The organism is Octadecabacter sp. R77987 (genome assembly GCF_042466115.1).
GTDB lineage: Bacteria > Pseudomonadota > Alphaproteobacteria > Rhodobacterales > Rhodobacteraceae > SW4.
Genome location: NZ_JAXHBQ010000001.1, coordinates 1,552,809 through 1,568,778, shown reverse-complemented (window position 1 = coordinate 1,568,778; position 15,970 = coordinate 1,552,809). Strand labels below are relative to the sequence as shown.

At 60.0% G+C, this 15,970-nt stretch carries 17 protein-coding genes; 3 read left to right on the top strand and 14 right to left on the bottom strand.

Annotated features, from left to right (window positions below; translation table 11 throughout):
* Positions 1 to 22: 22 nt before the first annotated feature.
* From SJY21_RS07955 to SJY21_RS07920, 8 genes are all read right to left on the bottom strand, one after another.
* Positions 23 to 1,018, bottom strand: a complete 996-nt coding sequence (locus SJY21_RS07955) for a BMP family protein (RefSeq protein ID WP_377508635.1) — start codon at positions 1,016 to 1,018, stop codon at positions 23 to 25.
* A gap of 182 nt (positions 1,019 to 1,200) precedes the next feature.
* A complete protein-coding gene (locus SJY21_RS07950) occupies positions 1,201 to 1,536 on the bottom strand; it encodes a GNAT family N-acetyltransferase (RefSeq protein WP_377508632.1) in 336 nt (111 codons plus the stop codon).
* 80 nt (positions 1,537 to 1,616) lie between these two features.
* Positions 1,617 to 2,195, bottom strand: coding sequence for a tRNA (adenosine(37)-N6)-threonylcarbamoyltransferase complex dimerization subunit type 1 TsaB (gene tsaB / locus SJY21_RS07945; protein ID WP_377508630.1), 579 nt, complete (start codon positions 2,193 to 2,195; stop codon positions 1,617 to 1,619).
* A gap of 18 nt (positions 2,196 to 2,213) precedes the next feature.
* Complete coding sequence (locus SJY21_RS07940; RefSeq protein WP_377508627.1) at positions 2,214 to 2,774, bottom strand: NifU family protein; 561 nt, start codon at positions 2,772 to 2,774, stop codon at positions 2,214 to 2,216.
* A 126-nt stretch (positions 2,775 to 2,900) separates the two neighbouring features.
* Complete coding sequence (locus SJY21_RS07935) at positions 2,901 to 3,236, bottom strand: hypothetical protein (RefSeq protein ID WP_377508625.1); 336 nt, start codon at positions 3,234 to 3,236, stop codon at positions 2,901 to 2,903.
* A 355-nt stretch (positions 3,237 to 3,591) separates the two neighbouring features.
* The gene (locus SJY21_RS07930; protein ID WP_377508622.1) at positions 3,592 to 4,047 is read right to left on the bottom strand and encodes a universal stress protein; all 456 of its coding nucleotides are present in this window, start codon (positions 4,045 to 4,047) and stop codon (positions 3,592 to 3,594) included.
* Positions 4,048 to 4,104: 57 nt separating this feature from the next.
* The gene (locus SJY21_RS07925) at positions 4,105 to 4,971 is read right to left on the bottom strand and encodes a branched-chain amino acid aminotransferase (protein WP_377508618.1); all 867 of its coding nucleotides are present in this window, start codon (positions 4,969 to 4,971) and stop codon (positions 4,105 to 4,107) included.
* Between the two features lie 176 nt (positions 4,972 to 5,147).
* Positions 5,148 to 5,642: a VOC family protein gene (locus SJY21_RS07920; RefSeq protein ID WP_377513192.1), complete on the bottom strand. Its 495-nt coding sequence runs from the start codon at positions 5,640 to 5,642 to the stop codon at positions 5,148 to 5,150.
* 159 nt (positions 5,643 to 5,801) lie between these two features.
* On the opposite strand from SJY21_RS07920, the gene yghU reads away from it, so the two are divergent.
* Both yghU and SJY21_RS07910 read left to right on the top strand, forming a co-directional pair.
* Positions 5,802 to 6,668 carry a glutathione-dependent disulfide-bond oxidoreductase gene (yghU, locus tag SJY21_RS07915; RefSeq protein WP_377508615.1) on the top strand — a complete coding sequence of 289 codons (867 nt, stop codon included), beginning with the start codon at positions 5,802 to 5,804 and terminating at the stop codon, positions 6,666 to 6,668.
* A gap of 28 nt (positions 6,669 to 6,696) precedes the next feature.
* Positions 6,697 to 7,797, top strand: a complete 1,101-nt coding sequence (locus SJY21_RS07910; protein ID WP_377508612.1) for a class I SAM-dependent RNA methyltransferase — start codon at positions 6,697 to 6,699, stop codon at positions 7,795 to 7,797.
* Here SJY21_RS07910 and trpS read toward each other — a convergent pair.
* On the bottom strand, positions 7,794 to 8,813 hold the full coding sequence (trpS, locus tag SJY21_RS07905) for a tryptophan--tRNA ligase (RefSeq protein ID WP_377508609.1): 1,020 nt from the start codon (positions 8,811 to 8,813) through the stop codon (positions 7,794 to 7,796). The two genes, SJY21_RS07910 and trpS, sit on opposite strands and share 4 nt — an antisense overlap.
* A 79-nt stretch (positions 8,814 to 8,892) precedes the next feature.
* Here trpS and SJY21_RS07900 point away from each other — a divergent pair, with 79 nt between their 5' ends.
* The gene (locus SJY21_RS07900; RefSeq protein ID WP_377508606.1) at positions 8,893 to 9,573 is read left to right on the top strand and encodes a rhomboid family intramembrane serine protease; all 681 of its coding nucleotides are present in this window, start codon (positions 8,893 to 8,895) and stop codon (positions 9,571 to 9,573) included.
* On the opposite strand, the gene murJ is transcribed toward SJY21_RS07900, so the two are convergent.
* Genes murJ through SJY21_RS07875 form a run of 5 tightly spaced genes read right to left on the bottom strand, consistent with a single transcriptional unit; the run spans position 9,570 to position 15,920 of the window.
* Complete coding sequence (gene murJ / locus SJY21_RS07895) at positions 9,570 to 11,108, bottom strand: murein biosynthesis integral membrane protein MurJ (protein WP_377508603.1); 1,539 nt, start codon at positions 11,106 to 11,108, stop codon at positions 9,570 to 9,572. The genes SJY21_RS07900 and murJ overlap by 4 nt on opposite strands.
* Positions 11,109 to 11,110: 2 nt before the next feature.
* Positions 11,111 to 11,356 carry a YdeI/OmpD-associated family protein gene (locus tag SJY21_RS07890; protein WP_377508600.1) on the bottom strand — a complete coding sequence of 82 codons (246 nt, stop codon included), beginning with the start codon at positions 11,354 to 11,356 and terminating at the stop codon, positions 11,111 to 11,113.
* Between the two features lie 7 nt (positions 11,357 to 11,363).
* A complete protein-coding gene (locus tag SJY21_RS07885) occupies positions 11,364 to 11,945 on the bottom strand; it encodes a dimethylsulfonioproprionate lyase family protein (protein WP_377508597.1) in 582 nt (193 codons plus the stop codon).
* On the bottom strand, positions 11,942 to 14,773 hold the full coding sequence (locus SJY21_RS07880) for a [protein-PII] uridylyltransferase (protein ID WP_377508594.1): 2,832 nt from the start codon (positions 14,771 to 14,773) through the stop codon (positions 11,942 to 11,944). The genes SJY21_RS07885 and SJY21_RS07880 overlap by 4 nt, the downstream gene beginning before the upstream one ends.
* The gene (locus tag SJY21_RS07875; RefSeq protein ID WP_377508591.1) at positions 14,733 to 15,920 is read right to left on the bottom strand and encodes a penicillin-binding protein activator; all 1,188 of its coding nucleotides are present in this window, start codon (positions 15,918 to 15,920) and stop codon (positions 14,733 to 14,735) included. The genes SJY21_RS07880 and SJY21_RS07875 overlap by 41 nt, the downstream gene beginning before the upstream one ends.
* Between the last annotated feature and the right edge of the window lie 50 nt (positions 15,921 to 15,970).

The following is a 15,970-nucleotide window of genomic DNA, read 5'->3' as shown; positions in this document are numbered from 1 at the left end:
TTCTTGGCCTTAGCTGCCTGACTTAGAAGTCATAAACAGGGCAGGATTCGTCGGTGTTGTAGTTGTGCACCGAAACTTCGCCTGCAATGATCGCAGCGGATGCAGCATCAAGCGCGGCCTTCATTTCTTCCGAAATCAGGGCCTCGTTAAATTCATCCAGCGCATAGCCGACACCGCCGTTGGACAGATCCATGACGTTAAAGCCGCCTTCCAGATCTTCACCAGCGATCAGTGCGTCATAAACCGCGTTGTCCACGCGCTTGAGCATGGATGTCAGAACCATGCCGGGGTGCAGGTAGTTCTGGTTGCTGTCCACGCCGATCGACAGGATGCCTTCGTCTGCGGCCGTTTGCAGAACGCCAACACCTGTGCCGCCAGCAGCGGCGTAAACAACATCAGCACCCTGGCTGATCTGCGCCAGTGTCAGTTCCGAACCCTTCACAGGGTCATTCCAGGCGGCAGGCGTGGTGCCTGTCATGTTGGCGACGACTGTTGCTTCTGGGTTCGTGGCCAGCACGCCCTGCACGTATCCGCAAGCAAAGTTGCGAATAAGCGGGATATCCATGCCGCCGATAAAGCCGACGGTGCCGGATTCGGATGCCATCGCAGCCGCGACGCCAACCAGATACGAGCCCTGCTCTTCGGCAAATACGATCGAGCGCACGTTTGGCGCATCAACCACCATGTCGATGATCTGGAATTTGGTGTCAGGATAGTCAGCGGCAACTTCGCTTAGGGCTGTGGCCCACGAAAAGCCCGCCATCACGATGGGGTTGTTGCCGGCTTCGGCAAAACGGCGGATCGCCTGTTCGCGCTGCGCATCTGACTGGATCTCGACTTCGTCGTAAGAACCACCGGTTTCTTCAGCCCAACGCTGTGCACCGTTATAGGCACTTTCGTTGAAGGACTTGTCGAACTTGCCGCCAAGGTCGAACAGCACTGCCGGATCGGCCAGTGCAGCACCTGCCGTCAGTGCCAAGGCAGCCGAAGCAGAAAGGAATTTCGTCATGAGGGTCATTTGTGTCTCCCAGGTCTTTGATTTCGGGGCGTGTCCGGTTTCCCGTCGCCCCCGCGAAAAGCGAGCTGATCAAGTCAGCATCGCAAGATAAGGCAACGCGGGGCCGCAAGGGTCAACTGCTTTTTGCGAATTTCATTGCCGAAAAGACGGGTACGCGTGATCTCGCCTTTGGTGACGTAAGGTCAGCGCGCGGCGATATCTTTGCGCAACAGGTGTGCGGCGACGTTTGTGCCATCCTTGCGGCTGTAGTAATCGGGGCGTTCTCCGGCCTGAATATAGCCAAAGCCCTTGTATAGTGCCTGTGCAGCGCGATTGTCGGCAGCAACCTCCAGAAAAACGCGGCGCACGCCACGGGTGCGCAACCGGGCCTCACATGACTGCAAGACAGCGCGTGCCAGCCCATTGCGGCGATGATCCGGATCAGTAGCGAGGGTCAAAATCTCGGCCTCGTCCAGAACAACGCGGGCAATAACCATCGCAAGGTCATCACCGCAGAGAATCACTTGGGGGTCTGCCATGAGTGCCGCCAGTTCGCTGGCGCTCCATGGGCGCGAATCTGGAAAGGCGCGCGCATAGAGGCTGGCAGCAGCGGCAGGTGTCACGGCAGGATCACGGGCGCAGGGTCACGGGGTGGTGCGGCATCTGCAGGGCGCAGATAAAGCGGCGCGGGGCGCGCGATTGGTGCGCCGGATGCCAGACGGATCGTAGCGATTTGCAAGATGTTTGACACGAGGACGACCGGGTCGGGAAGGGTGGCTGCCCCGACCTCAAGGCTTGGGTCGCCAGCGCCGCGCGCCGTAAACGTCTGCGCGTAATGGTGATCGCGCGGGGCGGGCAGCCGGGCGCAAAATGGACGCGGCTGACCGTGGGCAAGCGCCTCGAGTGACGACACGCCGATTGCCGGTTTGCCAAGCCCGAGGGCGATACCGCGTGCCGCAGCTACGGAAATGCGGATGCCGGTGAAATTGCCCGGACCGATGCCAACGGCCACCGCATCAAGCGCGCTCCAGCCCATACCGGCGGCCGCCAGCATATCGTCAAGCATGACCATCAGGTGTTCGGCCTGCCCCCGCGCCATCAGGTCAACGCGGGTGGTAATTTCGCCGTCCGACAGCAAAGCGGCGGCACAATGCGCCGCCGATGTGTCAAAGGCCAGAAGTGTCGGGTCAGGCTTCATTTTTCAATGCGCGTCCGACTAGGCCGCGACAGGCCGCACCTCGACCACTTCGGGGATGTAGTGGCGCAGAAGGTTTTCTATGCCCATCTTCAGGGTAAGTGTCGAAGATGGGCAGCCTGCGCAGGCGCCTTGCATGTGCAAATAGACGATGCCGCGGTCAAAGCCGTGAAACGTGATGTCACCGCCATCCTGGGCCACGGCCGGGCGCACGCGCGTATCAAGCAATTCCTTGATCTGGTTGACGATTTCGCCATCCTCTCCGGTGTGTTCGGCATGGCCGGACGCAGCCTGCTCGCCTTCCATAACCGGTTTGCCCGATTGGTAGTGCTCCATCACCGCGCCCAGAACGGCGGGTTTGATGTGGTCCCAATCGGTATCGTCAGATTTGGTCACCGTCACGAAATCGGTGCCGAAAAACACCGCCGCCACGCCTGAAACCGCAAAGATGCGCTGTGCCAGGGGGCTGACGGCCGCCGCGTCGGCGCTCGCAAAGTCAGCGGTGCCGGATGCAAGAACTGTCTGTCCGGGCAGAAATTTCAGCGTTGCGGGGTTCGGCGTGGATTCGGTTTGAATGAACATGGGACCAACCTTTTTTGTCAGGCTTTAGATATGCGCCTGCGAATAGATGAAGTCAAGGTTTGGAACGATTCTAAAATGACAATGACCGGCCCCGAAGGACCGGTCAGAGACTTGAGCGGGTGAAACCTAGCGCGCTTCGACTTGGAATTCCCGTGTCGCAACGATCTGGCCATTCACCTTGAGCACGGCAATCACATCGTCACGCACCGTCTGGCCAAGGTTGATGCGCACGTCAGAGTTTGCGCCGGCGTTCACCATCTGGCTGCCCAGCAGTTTGCCCTGCATGCCCGTGTGATAGTCATAGATTTCGACTGTGCCGTCGCCCGCCGCGCGCACGTTTTCCAGCGAGATGGAGGAGGCCGCGTCGAGTTCGCGATCAAGGCCGAACGAATTGACGTCGGCCGTGGCAAGTGTTGCAGACCCCATCAGGGCGGCGAGTGTCAGAGCGATTGTCTTGGTCATGGTGTGTCCTTTCATAGACTTGGTTTATGTCGTCGAAGCTGGCTGTCTGCCCGCTTCCGGTGACACCAAGCTGATCAACTGCACGCCGTTTCGAAAGGGGACTGGCGGTCACGAAAATACGACCGGGATGTGAACGCATCAGCCCCTTGACGCGGGCGCGGTTTGCCACGTGGGGCCGGTTTCACGCATTGCTCAACAGGTGGCGCGCGTCAGCGCACGAAACCCCGCCAAATTCCGGCGTGTTATCGCCTCTGGCGATCACGCGGAAACGTTGTGCGCATATTTGTGATCAGGGAATGTTTCTGTTTGCTCACGAGGGCGCGAGGAAAACGCCGCGATTTCAGCAGGTTCTTACCTAGGTAATCGCCTCGAGCCGTTCTTTGGACATCTCGCCGGGGACGATGGTGATCGGGATTTGCAGTTCGCCCGCGTTGCGGGTCAGTTGTGTTACCAGCGGTCCGGGTCCCTTTTTTCCAGTGCCCGCACCAAGGACAAGCACGCCAATTTCGGGGTCTTCGTCGATCTGTGCCATGATTTCGGGCACGGCTTCGCCCTCGCGGATGATAAGCTGCGGATCGACGCCCTGCTTGTCGCGCATCCACTTGGCGAAGACCTCGAAATGGACTTCGATCCGTTCGCGGGCCTCGGCGCGCATCACTTCGCCGACACCGATCCAGTGGTTGAATTCATCCGGTGGGATGATCGACAGCACGGCAACACCGCCACCCGATTTCGCAGCCCGCATCGCGGCAAAGCGCATCGCGTTCAGACATTCGCGGCTATCATCCAAAACGACCAGAAACTTACGCATGACGGTTTCCTCTCTTGCGGGCAAGTGTGGCGCAGTGCAGCAGCACTGGCAACGGTTTTAGCCTGCTGTTGCCGCCCAATCCCAATACAATTCGCGCACACGCCGCGTGACGGGGCCAACTTGATACTGGCGGTCGTCAAAGGCGGTGACGGGCGTGACCTTGGACATATTGCCTGACAGGAACACCTCGTCCGCGTTGCGGAAATCATCGAATGTCAGCACGGTTTCGTGGACTTTCACGCCGTCATTGGCAAGGTTGCTGATATGGCGTGCGCGCGTAATACCGGCCAGAAAAGTGCCGTTCGGGATGGGGGTGAATACTTCGCCGTTCTTGACCATAAAGGCATTGGCGGTCGCGCTTTCGGCCACGTTGCCCATGGCATCTGCCACCAGCGCATTGCCGAACCCCTTGGCGCGGGCCTCGGCCAGCATCCGCGCGTTGTTGGGGTAAAGGCATCCTGCCTTGGCGTTCACGACTGCGCTTTCCATGACAGGGCGGCGGAACCGCGTGGTCGTCAGCGTGGTCGTCGCATCCGGTGCGCTCATGGGAATTTCTTCCAGACAGACCGCAAAACCTGTTTCGCCGCCTTGCTTTGGCACAATCGCGCTGAACCCGCTTTCAATCGCCCAATACATCGGCCGGATATAGATTGGCGATTTGGGGGGATAAAGCGCCAGCCCCTGCCTCACGATCGCGACCATGTCATCGGTGCTGACTGTCGGGTTGATCATCAGCGCCGTTGCGGAACGGTTCACGCGGTCGCAATGGGCCGCTAGATCGGGGCAAAGCCCGTCAAAGGCACGGGCACCGTCAAACACTGAGCTGCCCAGCCACATGCCATGATCAGCGGCATGCATCAAAGGGATGTCGCCATCGTGCCAAGTGCCATGAAAATATGTGCGGATATTTGTGCCGGTCGCCATGGGTGCCTCTCTTTGGGCCGGAAGCTAGGCGAGGGAAAGAGCAAGGTCCAGACTCTAAAAAATGCGCCCGGGCGGGGCGGCCCGGGCGCAAGGGACGATCGGCGGAGACAAGGCCGAAAGATCAGCGCTATGGGCAACCAGCCCCCAGCGCCTGTCCAGAGTGGGCGGATTCGGATTCAGTTTTGTGACGGATAGCGCGCCAGCAGTGCGGGGACATCAAAGTGGCTGTTATACATGGTCAATTCTCCGCTTGGGTCGCGGGGCCAGTCTGTTTCGGGTCGGTCGACGTATAGCTCGACACCGTTTTCATCAGGATCTCGCAGATAGACGGCCTCGCTCACGCCATGATCGGCGGCACCGTCAATGGTAATGCCCGCGGCCAGAACGCGGTGAATGGTTTGCGCAAGTGCTGCGTGATCCGGAAACAGGAATGCGGTGTGATACAGCCCTGTGTGCCCTTTCGGGGGCGGCGTCGCGCCAAGGCTATCCCAAATATTGAGCCCAATGTGATGGTGATACCCGCCGGCCCCAAGAAATGCAGCCCCGGCACCATAGCGTTGCGTAACCGAAAGCCCCAAGACGCCGGAATAGAAACTGATCGCGCGATCAAGGTTCGCGACACGCAGGTGGACGTGTCCGATACGGGTTTGGGGATGGGCAAACTTAGTCATCATGTCCTCGCGTGGATTGTTGGCAGACACCTAGCGCAGCGCGATCGCGCACGAAAGTGGCGAGTTTGAACGGTGGTCGTGCGAATTTGCACAGTGCGTCGGGCTTGAAACTTCTGCCCGTTGCCGCAAGTGTCCCCCCAACAACGAAAAGGAAAGCGCATGACCTATACACCCCCGAAAGTCTGGACATGGGAACAGGAAAGCGGCGGGACGTTCGCCAGCATCAACCGCCCCATTGCCGGCGCGACCCATGACAAGGATCTGCCCGTGGGCAAGCACCCGCTTCAGCTTTATTCGCTGGCCACGCCCAATGGCGTCAAGGTGACGGTGTTGCTGGAAGAATTGCTGGCGCTGGGCGTAGGTGATGCCGAATATGACGCCTGGCTGATCAACATCGGCGAGGGAGATCAGTTTGGCAGCGGCTTTGTCGATGTGAACCCCAATTCCAAGATTCCGGCACTGATGGATCATTCCGCAACCCCGCCCCAGCGGGTGTTCGAAAGCGGGGCGATCCTGCTCTATCTGGCGGAAAAGTTCGGGCATTTCCTGCCAACTGACCACGGCGCGCGCACCGAATGCCTGTCGTGGCTGTTCTGGCAGATGGGCAGCGCGCCCTATCTGGGCGGCGGTTTTGGCCATTTCTATGCCTATGCCCCCGAAAAGTTTGAATATCCGATCAACCGGTTTGCGATGGAAACCAAGCGACAGTTGGATGTGCTGGATCGTCAACTGGCGGATCATCCGTTCATTGCGGGCGATGACTATACCATTGCCGATATGGCGATCTGGGCGTGGTATGGCCAGTTGGTTCTGGGGCGCCAGTATGGCGCGGCCGAGTTTCTGGACGTGACCAGCTACACGCATGTGCTGGCCTGGGCTGAAAAAATCGACGCGCGCCCTGCGGTGCTGCGGGGCCGCATGGTGAACAAGGCCACGGGCGATCCGGCGTTGCAGTTGCGCGAACGTCATGATGCCAGTGATTTTGACACGCAGACGCAGGACAAGATCGGCGATACCCCCTCGTAAGCGGGGCGCAATGGGGCTAGGGACGGCTATGTTTGATATCTTCCTTGTGGCCGCCCCTGGCCTTGAAAACACCCTGCGCGACGAAGCTATGGCGCGCGGTTTCGCCAACCCTGTCGTGACGGCGGGTGGCGTGACGGTGCAGGGCGATTGGGCCGAGGTTTGGCGCGCCAATTTGCAGTTGCGCGGGGCGGGGCGGGTTCTGGCCCGTATCGGCGAATTTCGTGCCTTCCATCTGGCGCAGTTGGACAAACGGTCGCGCAAGTTTCCGTGGGGCGATGTCTTGCGCGCCGATGTGCCGGTCAAGGTCGAGGCGACCTGCAAGGCCTCGAAAATCTATCACGCGGGGGCTGCGGTGCAGCGCGTTGAAAAGGCGCTGGTCGAGGAATTGGGCACGACGATTGCCGCAGATGCGCCGATCCGCCTGAAACTGCGGATTGATGATAACCTTTGCACGTTCAGCGTCGATACATCCGGCGACAGCCTGCACAAACGCGGCCACAAAGAGGCCGTGGGCAAAGCGCCCATGCGCGAAAATCTGGCGGCGCTGTTTCTGCGTGAATGTGGCTATGATGGCAGCGAACCACTTGTCGACCCGATGTGCGGGTCAGGGACGTTTGTGATTGAAGCCGCTGAGATTGCGGCGGGGTTGCACGCCGGGCGGTCACGCCATTTCGCGTTCGAGCAGTTGGCGACGTTTGACAGCGTGGCGTGGAACGCCATGCGCGCCGATCACCCCAACGCCAAGCCGCTCTTGCAGTTTTTCGGCAGTGACCGCGACGATGGCGCGATCCGCATGTCCACGGCCAATGCAGCCCGTGCCGGTGTGGCCGATTGCACGCAGTTTACACGCGCCGCTGTCAGTGATTTGCAACGCCCCGATGGCCCGCCCGGATTGGTGATGGTCAATCCGCCTTACGGGGCGCGGATCGGTGACAAGAAGCTGCTGTTCGCGGTTTACGGCGCGCTGGGCAAAACCCTGCTGGACCGCTTCAAGGGATGGCGCGTCGGCATGGTCACGTCAGACAACGGGCTGGCCAAATCATCCGGCCTGCCGTTCAAACCCGCTGGCCCGCCGGTGGCGTTTGGCGGGCTGAAGGTGAAACTGTTCCAGACAGACCCCCTGCGCTAGCTGCGCAGCAATCCGACGATTTCGTAGGTCTGTGCAAGGATCGGTTCGGCGATGGTGCGGGCCTTTTCGGCGCCTTGGGCCAATGTCCGGTCGATCTCGGCGGGGTCGGCCATCAGGCGGGCCATTTCGCCGCTGATCGGGGCGAGCTTTTCCACCGCCAGATCGGCCAGCGCCGGTTTGAACGTGCCCCAGCCAGCGCCGGGGTATTGCGCGATCACTTCGGCGGGGGTGGTATCGGACAGGGCCGCGTAGATATCGACCAGATTGCGTGCTTCGGGGCGGTCGGCCAGCCCCTCGACGGTTTCGGGCAGGGGTGCCGGATCGGTGCGGGCTTTCTTGAATTTCTTGGCGATCGTGTCGGCATCATCGGTCATGTTGATGCGCTCCATGTCGCTGTCACCGGATTTGCTCATCTTTTTGGTGCCGTCACGCAGGTTCATCACGCGGGTGGCGGGGCCGTCGATCACCGGTTCGGTGATGGGAAAGAAATCAACGCCGTAGTCGTGGTTGAATTTGTTGGCGATGTCGCGGGTCAGTTCGACGTGCTGCTTCTGGTCCTCGCCAACGGGGACGTGCGTGGCGTGATAGAGCAGGATATCCGCGGCCATCAGCGACGGATAAGCATAAAGCCCAAGCGAGGCTTTTTCCGCGTTCTTGCCTGCCTTGTCCTTGAATTGCGTCATCCGGTTCATCCAGCCCAGGCGGGCAACACAATTGAAGATCCAGCCCAGTTCAGCATGGGCGGCCACTTGCGACTGGTTGAACAGCACGGATTTTGCCGGATCAATGCCCGCAGCAATCATGCCTGCGGCCACTTCGCGCGTGCCATTGGCCAGATCCTTGGGATCCTGCCAGACGGTGATCGCGTGCATATCGACAACGCAATAGATGTTTTCATAATCGCCCGCTTGCATGTCCACCCAGCGTTTGATCGCGCCCAGGTAGTTACCCAGTTGCAGCCCGCCCGAAGGTTTGATGCCGGAAAAGACGCGGGGGGTGAATGTCGCTTGGCTCATGATCTGGTCCGGGGCTGGATTTCGGGGTGCCTCTCGCTTACCCATGGCGCAAGAGGGCGTCAACCAAAGGACCCGTTTCATGCAGAACGAAAACCCGTTCAACGCCATTCCGCCGATCGTTTTAGCGCTGGTCGCCGTGATCATCGGCGTTGAAGCGATGCTGAGCATGGCGCAACAAGGCTGGATCGGAGGGCGCACGGGGATCGGCTGGCGGCCCGCTGCGGTTCAGGATTACGGGATGTCGCCACGCATCGTCGCGATTGTCTTTGATCAGGGGCTCTGGACCGCTGATTTGTTGAAACGCTTTGTGACCTATCCGTTCATTCACGGCTCTTTCACCCATGCGTTGTGGGGGATTGTCCTGCTTTTGGCGCTTGGCAAATATGTGGGCGAGGTCTTTCACCCAGTCGCGGTCATCATCCTGTTTCTGGCCTGCACCATTGGCGGGGCGCTGGTTTACGGGCTGATGTCACCGCGTAATGTGGCGCTGATCGGGGTGTTTCCACCGGTTTACGGGCTGATCGGCGCTTATACCTATCTGATGTGGCTGACCTTGGGGCGCTTGGGCGAAAACCAGCTGCGTGCGTTTACGCTGATCATCGTCCTGTTGGGGATCATGCTGGTTTACGGGATGCTTTTTGGATCAAGCCCCACATGGATCGCGGAAATCGCCGGATTTGTGATTGGGCTGGTGATCGCGCCGGTCCTGTCACCGGGAGGCTGGGGCGCGTTCGTGGCACGCGTCCGCCAGCGTCCCTAGCGGCGCATCGCCCGCTTGAATTCACCAAGGCGGAATGCACCGAAAAGGTGGCCCGATGTGAAATAGGCTGTAATGCCGATCAGCACCAACACGGCCAGCGCAAGGTAGCGCCAGGTGGGGACCATCAGGAACGGGCCGATCAAAAGGGTCAGCGCCCACAGGATCACACCCATGAGCAGCGACACTGCGATGATGCGCCAGATGCGGCGCTTGAAACGGGTATCGAACTGTGCGGCTTCGCCCATATCGCGCGATCCACGCCACAGCAGCACAACCATCGCCCAGCCCGCCAGCGTGGTGCCAAGGGCGGCGGCGATATAGCCGATGTAGTAGGACAGGCCAAAGGCGATGACCGCGTTCACCACCAGCGAGGCCAGCGCGTAATAGAACGGACGGCGCGTGTCTTCGCGGGCGAAAAACAGAGGTTGCAGGGCTTTTTGCATCACGAATGCGGGCAGCCCAAGGCCATAGACGGCGACTGCCAGCGCTGTTGCCGCGGCATCATCAGCCCCGAACGCGCCCCTTTGGAACAGCACCGTGACCAGTGGCAAGGGGATCACCATCAACGCCACAGCGGCGGGGATTGTCAGTGCCAGGCTCAACTCGCAGGCGCGGTTGAATGCATCGCGCCCGCCTGCCAGATCGCCTGCGCGCAGACGGCGCGACAGGTCGGGCAGCAGGACCACGCCGATGGCAATACCGACCACGCCAAGCGGCAGTTGATACAGACGGTCCGCATAGGACAGCCACGCGATCGCCCCGTCGAAAAAGCTGGCCACCTGACGACCGACCAACAGGTTGATTTGCACGACACCGCCCGCCAATGCCGCAGGTGCGGCGATCACCGCAAGGCGTTTCAAATCGGGTGTAAGGCGGGGGCGGCGCGGGATCAGGCGAAAACCGGCGCGGCTGGCCGCGATCCAGACAAGCACCAGTTGCGCGATACCTGCCAGCGGCACGGCCCAGGCCAGCGTATCACCTATTGGCCAGCCCAAACGGTTGCCCAGCAAGATGGCGACCACAAAGATCAGGTTCAGCAACACAGGCGCGGCGGCGGCGGCGATGAAACGGCCTGTGGCGTTCAAGACACCGGACAAAAGCGCCGCAAGCGAGATGAACAGGATGTATGGAAAGGCTATGCGCCCATAATCAACCGCCAGATCAAAGCGTTCGTCGCCCAGAAACCCGCTGGCCATAGCCATCACAAGGAACGGCATGAACACAGTGGCCAGCAGCGTGAATGCAATCAGGATCGTCGCCAGCCCCGTAAACGCATCGCGGGCAAAGGTTTGCGCGTCTTCCCCGCCCTCCAGCTTTTTGGAGAACATCGGCACAAAGGCCATGTTGAACGCGCCTTCGGCAAAGAAACGGCGAAACATGTTGGGCAGGGAGAAGGCAACCAGAAAGGCTTCGGCGACCGGCCCCGTGCCAAGGTAGGCCGCGATCATGATATCGCGCACAAACCCAAGGATGCGGCTAAGCAAGGTCCAGACCCCGACGGTCAAAAAGCCCGAGACTAGGCGGATCGGTTTCAAATTCAGGCGTCCTTGTTGGGCGATGGCTGCCACGCCATTCCCATGTAGCCATGCCCTTGCGCAAGCTCTGTCAGCATTTTTTCCAGCCGCCGTTGCCGCGTTTCTTCACGTTTGGCACGCGCGATCCAGCCCAGCCAGTCGTTACGTTGATAATCGGGGCGGGCATCGAACGCGGCGCGCAGGCCACGATTGTCCAGCGCGGTTTGCACGAAATCAGGCATCGGGTTGATGTCACGTGTTAGGGTCATTTCTCCCTCATGTCAGTTTCGGGCTCGTTGCGAACCCGTCACGCCACAGAACAAGCGCCATGACCGGATGATCATGTGTTGTCATGGCATGGGGCTGGCTGCTGGTATGAAATGACACCTCACCGGATTTCAGAACCTCGGACGGTTCGCCCTGGCGATGAAATTCGGCTTCACCGGCAAGAACGAAATATATCTCCTCGGCGGGGTGGTCGTGCCACGGGTAGTGGAGGTTGGCCGGCATATAAACGACGTATGCAAAAAGGCTTTCGCTTGAAAAGGCGCCGCCGTGACCAATCAGGCAATAACAACCGAAACGATCAAGGAAATCTTGATCGATATCTGTGCCTTTATAGGTTTCGCGCCATAGCGCATGACTGGATGCGGCGATAAATGCATCGCGCAAGCCGGTGTAATCGTCGGTCGTCAAACCCGGATCGGATTCAAGCAGCGCACGTGCTGGAATGTCATGTGCCAGGACACCCTGACGCGAGATATCGTTAGGAAATGCGCAAAAGGCTTGAAGTCGGGGTGTCGCCGCATAGACCTGCGCGAACTCGGAAAGTAGTGAGTCCCAAACGCCGGTAGTCATTCCTGCGCCCGTTCGGCCCCGCGCGCGATTGCCTCGCGCAGTTTCTTTTCAAGGCTGCGCTGCTTGCTTTCGGCGTGGAATTTCAGGCCGAACATGTCTTTGACATAGAAGGTATCGACCACCTGTTCGCCGTAGGTCGCGACCACGGCACTGGCGATATAGATGTTGGCATTGGCCAAGGTGCGCGTCAGATCAAACAGCAAGCCGGGCCGGTCGCGGGTATCGACCTCGATGATCGTGTAAATCTCCGATCCCTCGTTATCAAAGGCGATTGAGGTCGGCACTTTGAAGGCGCGTTCGCGTTTCTTGATCTTGTCGCGGTCGCGCATGGCTTCGCCCGTCACCACTTTGCCAAGAAGTGTCTTCTGGATCATTGCGCGCAGGCGCGGCAGGCGGGTGGGATCATAGGGCGCGCCGTTGGCATCTTGGATCCAGAATGCGGCGGTGGCGTAGCCGTCCTTGGATGTAAACGTGCGCGCATCGACGATATTTGCCCCAACAAGGGCCAGCGCGCCACACATCCGGCTAAAGATGCCCGGATGATCAGCCATGGCAAAGCAAACGCGCGTGGCGTCGCGGTCGGGGTCGGGTGTCAGTTCCAGGCGGATTTCATCATCGCTAATGCCGCGCAACAGCTTGGCGAAATCTGCATGGGCCGTTACATGCAGGCCTTGCCAGTATGGCGGATAATGGCGCGCCACTTCGGTGCGCAGGTCTTTTTCGTCCCAATCGGGGAGGGCCGCGCGCAGGTTCTTTTTCGCCTCGGTTCCGCGTTCTTCGCGGTTCAGCGCCTCCATCCCTTCTTCCAGCGCGCGGCTGGTCTGGCGATAAAGCGCGCGCAGCAGGGACGCTTTCCAGTTGTTCCACGTATTGGGGCCAACGCCGCGAATGTCACAGACCGTCAGCACACACAGCAGATCAAGCCGTTCTTTGGTTTTCACGGCCTTGGCAAAATCACGCACGGTGCGCGGGTCGGCGATATCGCGTTTTTGCGCCATATCCGACATCAGCAGGTGATAGCGCACCAGCCATTCAACCGTGTCGCATTCCTTGCGCTTCAGCCCAAGACGCGGCGCGAGTTTGCGGGCAATTTGTGCACCCAGCACCGAATGGTCTTCGTCGCGCCCCTTGCCGATATCGTGCAGCAGCATTGCCACATACATCACTTTCCGGTTGATCCCGTTCTTGATGATGGCCGCGGACACGGGCAGTTCGTCGTCAAGTTCGGCGCGCTCGATCTTGGCAAGGTGGCTGATGCATTGGATCGTGTGTTCGTCAACGGTGTAGTGGTGATACATGTTGAATTGCATCATCGCGACGATGGTCGCAAATTCAGGGATAAACGCCCCCAAAACACCCAATTCGTTCATCCGGCGCAAAGCCCGTTCGGGGTTGCCGTGTTTCAAAAGCAGATCAAGAAAAATGCGGTTGGCTTCCTTGTCGCCCTGCATCTCGCGGTCGATCAGGCCAAGGTTGTTGGCCAGCAGGCGCATCGCATCCGGGTGCAGCAGCGTGCCAGTGCGCAGGGCTTCCTCGAATATGCGGAGCATGTTGAGTTTGTCGGACAGGAAAAGTGTTTCGTCGTCGACAGTCAGGCGGTTTTGCTTGATCGCATAGGGGGCGCGTGCCTTTTTGCGCCGCTTGAGCAAGCGGGTCAGCATCGGCTCGGCCTTGATGTAATGTGTTTCCAGGGCTGTCAGAAAGACACGTGTCAATTCACCCACCTGCGTGGCGCGGCGAAAGTAATCCTGCATGAAGTGTTCGACGGCGCGGCGGCCACCGTGATCGGTATAGCCCATGCGCGCGGCGACCTCGACCTGCAAGTCAAACGTCAGCTGATCGGTGGCGCGTCCAGTGATCAGATGCAGGTGGCAACGCACAGCCCAGAGAAAATCCTCGGCCGTGTGAAAGGTGTCGTATTCGTCCTGCGTGAACACACCCGCATCGACCAGTTCCGCAGCGGTGCGCACGTGGTTCACATATTTGCCGATCCAGTAAAGCGTTTGCAGGTCGCGCAACCCGCCCTTGCCCTCTTTGACGTTGGGTTCGACGACGTAACGCTGCCCGCCTTGTTTGCGGTGACGTTCGGCGCGTTCGGCCAGTTTGGCCTCGATGAAATCGGGAGCAGTGGATTTGAAAAGGTCTTTCCACAAAAGATCGGCCAGTGATTGCGCAAGGTCGGGATCGCCCTCGAGGTAGCGGTATTCAACCAGCGACGTGCGGATCGTGTAATCTTCGCGGGCAAGGCGCAGGCAGTCCTTGATGGTGCGCGTTGCGTGGCCAACCTTGAGCTTGAGATCCCACAGAATATAAAGCAGCGATTCAATCAGGCTTTCCGCCCAAGGGGTCGTTTTGTAGGGCGTCAGGAACAGCAGATCGACATCGGAATGTGGGGCCATTTCGCCGCGCCCATAGCCACCCACTGCGATGACGGCGATGTTTTCGGCGGCTGTCGGGTTGGGCAGCGGATGCAGATGGTCAAGTGCGACGCCAAGGGCCGAGGTGATGATCTGATCTGTGAGCCAGGCATAGGCACGTGTTGTCGGACGGGCGGCAAACGGATCCTTGGCAAAGGCATCGGCAATGGCCGCGCGCCCGCGTTTTTGGGCTGCTGCCAGAACCGCAACGGCGGCGGCACGAATGGCCTTGGGATCGGTTTGGTTTTGCAGAGCCTTGGTCAGCGCGTTCGCGACCGCAGGTGCGTCAAAAATGTCCTGCGCCGGACAGAGAAAACTGTCCGGCGTCGCGGGATCTGTGCTTATGTGATCGGATTGTGTGGGAAGGGCGTCAGAGCCCTGCGCCACCAAAACTTCTGGGGGCTGGGTCAACGATGACAACCTGATTGTTGCGGATTTGTGCGACGGCAAGGCCGCGCTCGTTCGTGCCATTGGGCAAGAAACGGAAGATGCCGCTTGTGCCCTGAAAGCCCGACCGTTGTGTCAATGCGGCACGGGTCAGCGCATCGCGGTTGCCATCGGCAACCAATGCGCCCACGGCGGCGATCCCGTCATAGGCCAGACCGGCCAGCGGGTGCGGTGCTTCGCCATATGTGGCGGTGTAGCGGCTTTCGAATCCGGCACTCATCCCCTGATCAGGCAGCGCGAAATAGCCGCCCTGTAGGCCGGGCAGGGACAGCGCTTGCGGCGCGGCGTTCCAGCGTGTCAGGCCAATAAGAGGTGTTGCACCGGGGTTGAACCCGCGATCAGGCAGGGCCGTTGCAAGGATCGGCAGGTCGGCGTTCACGCCACCCGTCACGAACACGGCTTCGGCACCCGTGGAACCAACAGCGGCGGCGATGGGGCCAGCCGCCTGAAAGATACCATCCTGACTGAATGCATAGCTTTGGATGCCTGTGACCGTTGCGCCTTTGGCGCGGGCCGCAGCGGCAATCGCATCACGGCCAAGGTTACCCTGCAGGTCATCCGCGTGGGCAATCAGGATACGATCAAGCCCTTGCGCCGTTGAATAGCCGACCAGCCGGTCCGCCGTATTGCGGAATGTCGCGCCCAGAACAAAGACATTGCCGCCGGCAATCGTTGTGTTGTTGGAAAAGGCAAGAACGTTGATGCCAGCCTGCGATGCAGCAAGGCCAGCGGCGTTCGCGGCTTCGGCGTAAAGCGGGCCGATGATGATGCGTGCGCCATCGCTGATGGCCTGAGTGGCCATTGCAGCGGCTTGCTGCGGATTGCCTGCAGTGTTGTAAACGCGCAGGTTGATCGTCACGCCGTTCAGGTCTGCTATTGCCATGCGGGCCGCATTTTCAAGGTTCTGGGCAAGGAAGCTATCGGTTGCTTGACCCGATCCGCCCGGAACCAGCAGTGCAACCTGCACAGGGGCACTTGGGTCGATCGTCGGGCCGCCATCACCACCAGCGCCGCCAAGCATTGCTGGGTCACAGGCGGCAAGCCACACAAACGACATGGCGGCAATCAAACGCAGGGCGGCCTGACGCAGGCTGGGCAAACAGGTAAACATGGACTATCTCACTCCCTCTGGTGGCGCATGGTGCGCAAAGCTGGCGGGCC